Below are 10,251 nucleotides of genomic sequence, written 5' to 3'. Positions count from 1 at the left end.
ACGGCACCGGCGCCGCGTTCAACTCCGACGGGATGCAGACCAGTACGGCGACGCGATAGGTTTCGTCGCGTTTCGAGCTGTCGCCGTTCGCCCGATACCCGCAACCCCTTTGCCACCGTCGGGCCAATCACTCCGTAATGAGCTACGGAGACCTGAGCGAGGAAGCGGTCGAGAAACATCGCGAAGCTGGCGAGATTCTGACCACCGTGATGAACGAGAGCCGCGAACTCGTCGAACCCGGCGCGAGCCACCTGGAGGTCGCGGAGTCCGCGGAGGCCCGGATCCTCGAACTGGGCGGCGATATCGCGTTCCCCGTCAACATCAGTATCGACGAGGAGGCCTCCCACGCGACCCCCGAAGCCGACGACGACAAAACGTTCGGCGAGGACGACATGGTCTGTCTGGACATCGGGGTCCACGTCGACGGGTACATCGCCGACGCCGCGGTCACGATTGACTTCTCGGGGGACGATGAGCTGGTCGAGGCCGCACAACAGGCCCTGGAGGCGGCCGTCGACGAGGTCGCCGCCGGCGTCGAGGTCGGCGTCGTCGGGCAGGCCATCGAGGACGTCATCGGCGGCTACGGCTACTCGCCGGTGCTGAACCTCTCGGGCCACGGCCTGGCGCGCTACGACGCCCACACGGGCCCGTCGATCCCCAACCGCGGCGTCGAGCGCTCGGCGGAGCTGGAGGCGGGCCAGGTCGTCGCCATCGAGCCGTTCGCCACCGACGGCAGCGGGAAGGTCGGCGAGGGGAGCCACGAACAGATCTTCGAACTCCAGGAGGAGCGCTCGGTACGGGACCGCGCGGCCCGGCAGGCGCTCGAGCAGATCACGTCGGAGTTCGACGGGCTCCCCTTCGCGGCGCGCTGGTTGGACACGCCGCGACCCGCGATGGCCCTGCGCCGACTGAAAGCCGACGGTGCCATCAAAGGGTATCCGGTGCTGAAAGAGGAGGCCGGAAGGCTCGTCTCACAGGCCGAACACAGCCTCATCGTAACTGAAGACGGCTGTGAGGTGCTCACTGAGGGGCTGTTCGAGTAGTCCGAGGGAGGGAAACGGCGAGCGAAGCGAGCCGGCAAACTCCCTCGATACGCGAGCGGGGAACGTATGTGACCCGTGAGCGTGCGGTCGCAGTCGGTGGGAAACGGCGAGCGAAGCGAGCCGGCAAACTCCCTCGATACGCGAACGGGGAACGTATGTGACCCGTGAGCGTGCGGTCGCAGTCGGTGGGAAACGGCGAGCGAAGCGAGCCGGCACTCAAAGGTGACGGCCCGGCGAGTGCTGTAGACGCCGAAGGATCCCGCCGGCGACGATGGCACCACAGCCCGAAATTTCGCGTTGCTCATCCGCGTCGCCGTCTCGGACACACGAGCGTTGCAGACGACGCCACGGGAGGGCCCAGGGAACCACTCCACGTTCTCCGCTCGGGTGCTCTCGGTCCGCATCACCACCCGGACGTCGTGGAGCGTCTCCCCGGCACAGTCAATCATAGTCCTCCGAACAGGCCCGGGACCGGTGGTCAACTCAGCCCGAGAGGGTTTGTTTCGGCCGAGAGTGAGCCAGGACGAGTAGGATTGGTACAGCCCGACGGAGTGGCGCCAGCCCAAAGCCAGAACAGGAAGCTTATCCACCCGAGTGCACCAACCCCGGGTATGTCCAGCGGCTCGTCCCCGAACGTCCTCTTCGTGGTGATGGACACCGTGCGAAAGGACCATCTCGGCCCGTACGGCTACCAGCGCGACACCACGCCCGGCCTCGACGCGTTCGCCGAGGAGGCGACCGTCTTCGAGAACGCCGTCGCACCCGCGCCGTGGACGCTGCCGGTCCACGCCTCGATGTTCACCGGGATGTACCCCTCCCAGCACGGCGCCAACCAGGAGAACCCGTATCTCGAGGGGGCGACGACGCTGGCACAGTCGCTCTCCGCCGAAGGGCACGACACTGCCTGCTACTCCTCGAACGCCTGGATCACCCCCTACACCCACCTCACCGACGGCTTCGACGACCAGGACAACTTCTTCGAGGTGATGCCCGGCGACCTGCTCTCGGGGCCGCTGGCGAAGCTGTGGCGCGTACTCAACGATAACCCCCGGCTGCGGACCGTCGCCGACAAGCTGGTCAGCCTCGGCAACACCGCCCACGAGTACTTCAGCTCCGCTGAGGGCGCCGACTCGAAAACCCCCCACGCTGTCGACCGGACGAAGGGGTTCATCGAGAAGGCCGAGCAGGACAACGACGACGAGAGCTGGTTCTCGTTCATCAACCTGATGGACGCTCATCTCCCCTACCACCCGCCGACGGAGTTCCGCGAAGAGTTCGCCCCCGGCGTCGACTCGACTGAAGTCTGCCAGAACTCGAAGGAGTTCAACTCCGGCGCACGCGACATCAGCGAGGAGGAGTTCGAAGATATCCGCGCGCTCTATGACGCCGAAATCGCCCACATCGACTCACAGCTCACCCGTCTGTTCGACTGGCTGAAGCGGACCGACCGCTGGGAGGACACCGTCGTCGTCGTGGCCTCGGACCACGGCGAACTACACGGCGAACACGGGCTCTACGGCCACGAGTTCGGGCTCTACGACCCGATTATCAACGTCCCGCTGATGATCAAACATCCCGATATGAAGACGGGAGAACGCGAGGACACCGTCGAACTGGTCGACCTCTACCACACAGTCCTCGACAGCTTCGACGCGCAGCCGACCGCAGCCGCACCCGACGAGGAGGCGGTCCCGTTCGACCCGACCCGTTCGCTGCTCTCCTCATCCTACCGCCAGTTCGACGGCGTCGAGGACGCCGACCCAGCACAGGCCGCCGCATCCGGCGGCGATACCGGGTTCGTGGAGTACTCCCGGCCCGTCGTCGAACTCAAACAGTTGGAGGAGAAGGCCGCCGCAGCCGGTGTCGAGTTGGACGAGGACTCACGGTTCTACGCACGCATGCGCGCCGCGCGCCGCCCTGACGCGAAATACGTCCGCGTCGACCGCATCGAGGACGAAGCGTTCCGGCTCGATTCGGACCCGGACGAGACGGAGAACCTCGCCGGTGGGAACGACGAAGGCTCGACGGGACGAGGGGCCGTCGACGACGAGGCCATCACCGAGGTTGAGGCATCCCTGGCGTCGTTCGAGACCGATATCGGCGGCGCGTGGACCGGCGCCGACGACGCCGAGGTGACCGACGAGGCGCTCGAAGATATGGACGAGGAGACCCAGGAGCGGCTCCGGGACCTCGGCTATGTTGAGTAAAAGGAGTCGAACTGTTCGTTCTCAGTCCACAGTCCAGTAGTACAGCGCCATCCGGTCGGCGCCACAGGCGGGGCACTGGTCGGGGATATCCCCAATGTCCCCGAGTTTGCCACAGTCGACACCGCGCCAGAGCAGTTCGGCCTCGCCGAACTCGTGGCCCGCGCGCTCGTGTTCGATAGAGAGTGCATCGATACCCTCGCGAGTGGTGACGGCGGGGCCGTCCGCCCTGCGCCCCCGGATTTCGCCGAGCACCTCGCCGTTCTCGTCGTCCACGGTCGTGTCGATAGTTGTACCAATCTTTTCGGTGGACATGGACGGTCGTTAGCAGCGAGAGACCGAAAAGCCGGGAGCAGGGTTGCATGTCGGCAAGCAGTAGCGACCCGGGTACTTTTGATCAATCGATCACTCGAAGCGGTATGGCCGCCTGGCTCGACGCCGTCCGACAGGAGCTTCACCGCTATCGTCTCGAAACCGGTGACGAGGTGCTGACGATTCAGCAGTTCTACGCGTTCTCCGAGTGCTCCCTCGCCGCCGAATTCCCGGACAACAATCACGTCAGGGAGAAAATGCGCCAACAGCTGCAGCGGCTCCGGGACAACGGCGAAGTGACCTTTCTGGACGACGACGGGAGCTACCGGATCGAGGATCTCGACCTGAACTGAGGTGGGCCGGCGCTGTGTCGGACCGGCGCGGAAAACGCCGCGGCGCCTACATGAAGTCCGCGATCCCGCTCTGCTTGTTCTTGTCGTTGACGAACACCGACTCCAGGGAGCGTTCGAGCACCTCCAGGCGCTGTTTCGTGTAGTCCCGGCAGCCGAACTCCTCGGCCACCTCGATGGCGATGTCCATGTACTTGTTCACCGAGCCCTCGTGGACGGTGAGCGTCATCCGGCCGCCACACTCCCGGCAGTCGCCGGTGAGGGGCATCCGGCGGTACTTCTCCCCGCAGTCCAGACAGCGGGTCTCCTGGCGGGAGAACGCCCGAAGGTTGCCGATGAGGTCCGGCAAGAAGTGGTTCTCGATGACCCGCTCGGCGACGTCCGTCTCGTCGACGCCCCGGAGCTTCCGGGAGAGTTCGAGCTGGGCGTCCATCTTGGTCTCCATGTCCCCCAGCGTCTTGTACGCCGAGAGGTCCGGCCCGAGCGCGATATCGGTGGTGTCGTGGGTGTGGTCGAACCCGTGGTACTCCTCGTCGGTTCCGAGCGTATCCTCGCCGAGCTGGACGAGGTCCTCGACGGCTTCCGGGTCCTCCATCGAGAGCGTCGCCTCGTAGAACTCGGCGGGGTACTGGCGGACGATGTCCATGTTGTGGGCCTCGTCGTCGATCTCCGAGGGATCGATGCGGGAGGACATGACCAAGGGTGCGTCCATCCGCCCACCACGCTGATCGGGGAGGAACTCCTTCGAGAAGTTGAGCAGGCCGTCGAGGAGGAGCATGACGCAGTCTTCGTCACCATCGCACTGCTTTTGCGAGGTGTCGTTCGCAATCAGGGAGTGGGTATCCTCAACAGTCAAGCAGTACGTATGCTCGACATCGCTCTCGACGTACTCTACGGTCGAAACCTCCTCGACCAGATAATCATCATGGCCTCCGTCGAAGGCTCGACGGGTCTGGGTCTCCCGTGTAGAAATTTGCTCTGCGAGGGTTTCGCTCTTCCGTGAGAGGTGGAATCCAACACGTTCCGCAAACTCGACTGCGTCTTCCGAACTGATGGAAAACTTGTACCGGCGAGCCGACTGTTCCTGGCTGTCAATCTCGTAATACTCAGGGAAGTATTCACACAGTGGGGAGGGTTCCGTGATATCGACGCTGGCGACGATGTCGAGCCTCGTGAGGAGGGCGAATAGGTCCTCTTTCAGTTCCCGACTGACGGTCGTCGCGGTGACGACAGTAGCGTTCGTCGATGCTGCCCCGTCGCCGCTGAAGTACCCACGGAGATACGCAGCAACGATCCGTTCAGGGGCGTCGAAGATTGCGTGCGGAACGCGTTTCGAGTCTGCAGTCACTCCAGCATCAAGAACGGTGTCGAAGAACGATCGCAGAAGCCGTCCCGAGACAGTGATCTTCGCGTCGTTCTCACGGTACGGCTCGACACCAAACTCCTCTCGAAGGGTCTTTACGAAGAACTCACGAGGTTCCGCCTCCGTTCCGCAGATTGTCGTCTGGTGAATCGTCCCTTTCGGAGTTTCCTGCTCCCGGGCAAACCCTTCGGCTGCGTAGTAGCCGAGCAGAGTCGAGACGGGCTCGTTGAGCTCGACGTACCGGTTCATATCCGGTCCATCCCGCTTCATGCCCAGACGAACGTCTTCCGGGACGTACGCGAGCAGTTCGTCGACGGAGTCGAAGAGCTGGAGTAGCAGTTCTGCTGGAATGCTTTCTCGGTATAGGTAATTGCTGAGACCCTTTTTCGTCAGTCCCAAGGCATCGGCCGTGCTCTTGAGCGGATAGAACGTACCCTCGTACTCCTTGGCGAGTGACTCAGTGAAGAGTTCGTATAGCAGGTCTTTCTCCAGTCCTTTGAGCATCAACCGGCTGTTGTCGATTTCCTCGCATTGGATGAACTTCTCCAACAGGTCGAACTGCTCCGCCCTTCCTGTGGAGATCGAGTCGAGATGGTCGGGTTTGACGAGGTTATCGTCCTCGGTCAGTTCTGACGCGTGCTTCGACCGTAGTTCGCCAGCAAAGACGTGCATCTCGTGATCCGGCGTCACCGTAATCTCCCGCCCGCTCCGCGTTTCGACACGAACCAGATGTTCGGGCGAGGGGTGTTTGCTCACCGCCTCGACTGGTTTCACCACCTCGTTCCCCTCGTCGTCGATGGACGGGACGAACAGGTCGCCGTCGAGTTCCTGGACCAGCGTGCCGAAATCGTCCTGCTCCGCTGTCTCGGGGTCAAGACGCTCCTCGACGAGCGTCTGAATGTCGTCGTGGCGCCACGAGCCGTCCTCGTCACGGAACCAGAGTTTGGTGTCCGGGTGGAAGCAGTTCCTGCGCTTCGCCGCGTGGAAGTACGGGTGCGCGTACCCCACCGCCGCACTCGTGAAGCCGACAACCCGGCCCACCACGGCCGCGGAGGTGTGGGGCGCCATCCCGAAGACGAGTTCGCCGACCAGCTCCTGGCGATCGTCCACGTCGTAGAACGGCTCGAGGCCGTAGAACCGCTCGAGCAGGTCGTCGACGAAATCCGCCGTGCGCATCATGTGCTCAGCGGCGCCGTCGGGCAGGACGATGTCCTGTACCTTCAGCTCGACGAGCTGGTCGTCGTGGCGCAGCGGCTCACCGTCGATATCCTCCTCGTAGCCCAGGCCGCGGAACTGCTCGGCGGTGGTATCCAGCTCTTCGGGCCGGACCGACGTGACGGGCAGGTCCGTCATGTCGTATCGCACGGTACCGTCCTTGAACGAGGAGACATCGTGTTTCGCCCGGAGCACGCCCTTCTCCATCGGTTCTGGCGTCTCGTTGGCCGACATCAGCCCCTGTACGCCCTTCAGGATGGAGAAGCTCCCCTCGCGCTCGCCGATGTTCTCCATCGCGTCGTGGTACTCGGCGTTGAGGTCGATCAGCTGCTCCGTGGGGCTCTCGACCTCCCACTCACACCGGGGGCAGATGACCCGGCCTGACTCGTCGGGTTCGACGACGATGCCGCAGTCGTCGCACTCGAAGTGGGGCTCGGTGTGGGCCTCACACTCCGGACAGCGGTTCCGGTAGGTGTGCTCGCCGCAGTCAGGGCACTGCCGGTCCCCCATGCTCACCTCGATCTTCCCGCGCCCACGGTCGGTTCGCTCCTTGGCGGCCTTGGCCACGTCACGCTGGCTGCCGCCAGCCTCGCCGATCGGGAACATCGTGTGGACCGCTGGCGAGAGATCCCGGCTCTCGGACTTCTCCGGGCGACCCATCCGGTTGCCGATGCGGGTCGGTGCACGCTCGCGTACCTGGAATGGCGCGACCTCGTTGACCGCCTCGATAGCGTTGGTACCGGGGAGCGGGACTGCGGTCTCGGTCGCTGAATGCGTCGATGGGTCCGGCCCGGAATCGTCGTCGTCGGGGGCGGCGAGGCCGCCATCCGCGATCGAACCGTCCTCATCCTCGGCGCCCCACGTCCGCGCGCGCTCGCTCAGGTCCGCGGGCTCCCAGCTCCGTTCCAGCTCCTCGGAGACCCCGAGCGAGCGCAACAGTGCGCGGTGCTCGGGCACCCTGAGCGTCTCGTCGGTCTGGGTGTGCTCGATGATGAGGCGTTCGAGCGCGCGTTGCACGTCGTCGGTTCGGTCGAGCAGCAGCGCGCCGTCGTCGGCGAACTCGCCCCCGGCGGCGGCACTAGCGAGCGCGTCGTACTCCGCGACGGTCACGTCGTGCCAGAGATACGTATACTCCGGATGCAGGGGGCAGTCGTACGCCTCGGCCCACTCCAGCGCCGGCGTCTGGTCCGGCGAGTCCAGATCGACGTGTGGGTCGTCCCGCAGCGCCTGGACGTCGACGCCGGCAGCGGAGAACTCCTGTTCCCACCATTCGACGGCGTAGGACGCCGGCGCGAGCGGGTGGTTGTTCTCGACGAACTCGCCGTAGTTCACGAGATACTCCCCGAGGTCGAGAATCTCGTCGACGCCGTTGCGGATCTCCAGCGCCTCCGCGGGGTCGTCGATGCGCCGGACGTCGCCGTTAGCCAGCCGAACTGTCGGGCCCTCGATGGAGTCAACGGGGATGACCCCTGCCGCCTTCCCCGGTCGTTCGGTCTTGATCTGTGTCCCCGTCGCGAGGAAGTCGTCGACGAGATGCATCGTTGCGGGGTGGACACCCGCTGTTGCGAAGCCGTGATTCCGGGCGCGACCGTAGCGCAGACGGAACCCACCCGATTCGGAGGGGTGGCCGAACACCGGACGGCCCGCGATGAGGTCCCGGAGATATTTCCCTGTCGGGCCAGGCCGGACCGGGCCCTCCTGCTCGGCAGGTTCCGCGGCGTCGTCCGCGTCGCCGTCGCGCTGCTCGACCGTCTCGCTCTCGTCGTCCTCGTCCGTCCCGGCGTCGTCGGCGTAGTTGCCGTCGATGAGGTCCTGCAGCCACGGCCAGTCGACCTCGTCGAGCTGGCGGGTGTAGCGCTGGATCTTCGGGGCCTTGAGTGCGATCCCCTCCGCGAGCACGAGACACATCCCCCCGCGGGCGGAGTTGGTGTCGACCCGTTCGAGGTCCCGGAAGCCCGACACCTCCTCGTCGCCGGCGGCCTCGCCGTCGAGCATGATTGGCAGGTGCTCAGCGATGAACTTCGTCTCCTTGTCCTTCGGGGTGTACTGCAGCCCCGTCTCCTTCTCGTAGAGTGCGATCTCCTCGGCGTAGCGCTCGACCTCATCGCTCCGGGCGTGGAACTCCTCGATACCCAGCAGCGAACGGGCGTAGTCGGCGACGAGCACCGAGAGCGCCTGTGCGGTCCCGCCCGCCGAGCGAATCGGCCCCGCGTAGTAGACGTTGATGAACTCCGTGCCGTCGTCGTTTTTCAGGAGCTCTGCACGGTCGATCCCCTCGATGGGAGCGGCGACCACACCCTCGGTCAGCAGCGCGACGGCGGTCCGGACCGCCCCCTCGACTTTCCCCTCCCGGCTATCGAAATTGCCGACGCTGCCGTCGACGAAGTCCTCGACGAGCGCCAGCGCCGCCTCCTCGCGGCCCATCTGCTGTTCGAGTTCGCGGACCCGCTCGGCGACGCCGGGGATGCCGAGGATGTTCTCGACCCGATCGGCCATGTCGCGGGCGACCGGGATCTCGATCTCGGTTTTTGGATCGTATCCCTGTTCGCGCGCGCGCTCGGCGCGGTCGAACGCCTCGTCGAGGCGGTCCTCGATGCGCTCGAAGTAGCGCTCGTCCGCCTGCTTCATGCTTCCCCCGTCGATACGTCAGGCGACCGCTCGCTCCCCCTCACAGCCAGAGGTCCAGGTCGGTCTCCTCGTCGTGTTCCCGAACGAGGGGCTCCTCGAACGTGCGCATATACAGTTCACCGGCGAACACCGTACCGGCGTCCAGATGGCCCGCGAGCGACTGCCCGCTCGGCCGGGAGAGCACGGCGTGGGTATGCGCAAAGCGCTCCCCGTCCAGTAGCGACACGTTGCCGACGCAGGCGGCGACCTCCAGGGGCTCCTCGAACGTCACGGCCTCGTACTCCCCTTCCTGCTGGTCGTAGAACCAGACAACCGCGTCCTGTACCGCGCCCATCGCGTGGAACCAGGCGGCGTCGACCTCCTCGTCGACGGCCAGGCTCTCGATCTCCTCGCGCCAGTCGGCGCCGGTTTCGAGGCGAGCCATGAACTCGCGGTCGGGCGAGAGTTCGCGGTAATCCATACGGCTATCCAACGGCGTCGAGGACAAAAACCTTCCAGTCGGTGGCGCGGTGGCTCACTGCGACGCGAGGGAACGGCGAGGCCGGGCCGGAATGTAGGTGGATCGGACGCATGGGGGAATCGTCCGAGTCGGACGACGGGTGCCCCCGGTGTGGGCCAACGGAGTTCGCTCGATGAGAATCACCACCCGGACGTCTCGCGCGTGCTGCGTTCCGCACCGCAATTACTCGGCGCCCACGGGTGAGGAGTGTCTCCGGAATGAGCCGCTAATGTACCCGAAAATCCGGAAAACCTGTTCGACGGACGGTATCCGCCGGTCACTGGACAACAGCAGAAAAACGGAAATGTAGGGTGGGTACGGGGGACGGTGAAGCCGTAGCGGCGGTCCGTCATCGGCGCCCCGCACCGGCGCCCGACTGAGTAGCGGTCGAACGGGAGGTTCCGACCGTCAGCGGCTACGCCCACTCCGCGACAATCGGCGCATCAGACTCTTCCACGGAAAGCCACGCCTCTTCCTGGCCGAGATCGGCAATGACGAACTCGGCGTCGTCGAGCGATCCCATTACCTCATCGTCGCCCTGAACCGTGCCCGGTGCCATGTTACAACAACACACGCATAACCTCATAAGCCCGTCGCTTTGTGCGTCACCCAGCCATAATCCCAACCCGGCAAACAG

At 65.0% G+C, this 10,251-nt stretch carries 7 protein-coding genes; 3 read left to right on the top strand and 4 right to left on the bottom strand.

Annotated elements, in window-relative coordinates:
• The first annotated feature begins 137 nt into the window (after positions 1 to 137).
• Positions 138 to 1,043 carry a type II methionyl aminopeptidase gene (map, locus tag V5A38_RS07245; protein ID WP_332325087.1) on the top strand — a complete coding sequence of 302 codons (906 nt, stop codon included), beginning with the start codon at positions 138 to 140 and terminating at the stop codon, positions 1,041 to 1,043.
• Positions 1,044 to 1,654: 611 nt separating this feature from the next.
• Entirely contained in the window at positions 1,655 to 3,250 is a 1,596-nt protein-coding gene (locus V5A38_RS07240) for a sulfatase (protein ID WP_332325086.1), read from the top strand.
• A 21-nt stretch (positions 3,251 to 3,271) separates the two neighbouring features.
• Here the strand turns inward: V5A38_RS07240 and V5A38_RS07235 are convergent, their stop codons facing one another.
• On the bottom strand, positions 3,272 to 3,562 hold the full coding sequence (locus V5A38_RS07235; protein WP_332325085.1) for a hypothetical protein: 291 nt from the start codon (positions 3,560 to 3,562) through the stop codon (positions 3,272 to 3,274).
• A 104-nt stretch (positions 3,563 to 3,666) separates the two neighbouring features.
• On the opposite strand from V5A38_RS07235, the gene V5A38_RS07230 reads away from it, so the two are divergent.
• The gene (locus V5A38_RS07230) at positions 3,667 to 3,912 is read left to right on the top strand and encodes a hypothetical protein (RefSeq protein ID WP_332325084.1); all 246 of its coding nucleotides are present in this window, start codon (positions 3,667 to 3,669) and stop codon (positions 3,910 to 3,912) included.
• A 46-nt stretch (positions 3,913 to 3,958) separates the two neighbouring features.
• Here the strand turns inward: V5A38_RS07230 and V5A38_RS07225 are convergent, their stop codons facing one another.
• From V5A38_RS07225 to V5A38_RS07215, 3 genes are all read right to left on the bottom strand, one after another.
• Entirely contained in the window at positions 3,959 to 9,115 is a 5,157-nt protein-coding gene (locus V5A38_RS07225) for an LAGLIDADG family homing endonuclease (RefSeq protein ID WP_332325083.1), read from the bottom strand.
• A gap of 40 nt (positions 9,116 to 9,155) precedes the next feature.
• Positions 9,156 to 9,575, bottom strand: coding sequence for a PPC domain-containing DNA-binding protein (locus V5A38_RS07220; RefSeq protein WP_332325082.1), 420 nt, complete (start codon positions 9,573 to 9,575; stop codon positions 9,156 to 9,158).
• A gap of 454 nt (positions 9,576 to 10,029) precedes the next feature.
• Positions 10,030 to 10,173 carry a hypothetical protein gene (locus V5A38_RS07215; protein ID WP_332325081.1) on the bottom strand — a complete coding sequence of 48 codons (144 nt, stop codon included), beginning with the start codon at positions 10,171 to 10,173 and terminating at the stop codon, positions 10,030 to 10,032.
• Positions 10,174 to 10,251 lie beyond the last annotated feature (78 nt).

Source organism: Halolamina sp., assembly GCF_036626355.1.
Taxonomy (GTDB): Archaea; Halobacteriota; Halobacteria; order Halobacteriales; family Haloferacaceae; genus Halolamina.
Note: the sequence above shows the minus strand (reverse complement) of the source record. Positions and strands in the feature narration are given on the sequence as shown.

What these genes read in the sequence shown, in the direction of transcription:
- map (WP_332325087.1), top strand. Translation starts at nt 138, where the DNA reads ATGAGCTACGGAGACCTGAGCGAGGAAGCGGTCGAGAAACATCGCGAA.
- V5A38_RS07240 (WP_332325086.1), top strand. Translation starts at nt 1,655, where the DNA reads ATGTCCAGCGGCTCGTCCCCGAACGTCCTCTTCGTGGTGATGGACACC.
- V5A38_RS07235 (WP_332325085.1), bottom strand. Translation starts at nt 3,562, where the DNA reads ATGTCCACCGAAAAGATTGGTACAACTATCGACACGACCGTGGACGAC.
- V5A38_RS07230 (WP_332325084.1), top strand. Translation starts at nt 3,667, where the DNA reads ATGGCCGCCTGGCTCGACGCCGTCCGACAGGAGCTTCACCGCTATCGT.
- V5A38_RS07225 (WP_332325083.1), bottom strand. Translation starts at nt 9,115, where the DNA reads ATGAAGCAGGCGGACGAGCGCTACTTCGAGCGCATCGAGGACCGCCTC.
- V5A38_RS07220 (WP_332325082.1), bottom strand. Translation starts at nt 9,575, where the DNA reads ATGGATTACCGCGAACTCTCGCCCGACCGCGAGTTCATGGCTCGCCTC.
- V5A38_RS07215 (WP_332325081.1), bottom strand. Translation starts at nt 10,173, where the DNA reads ATGGCACCGGGCACGGTTCAGGGCGACGATGAGGTAATGGGATCGCTC.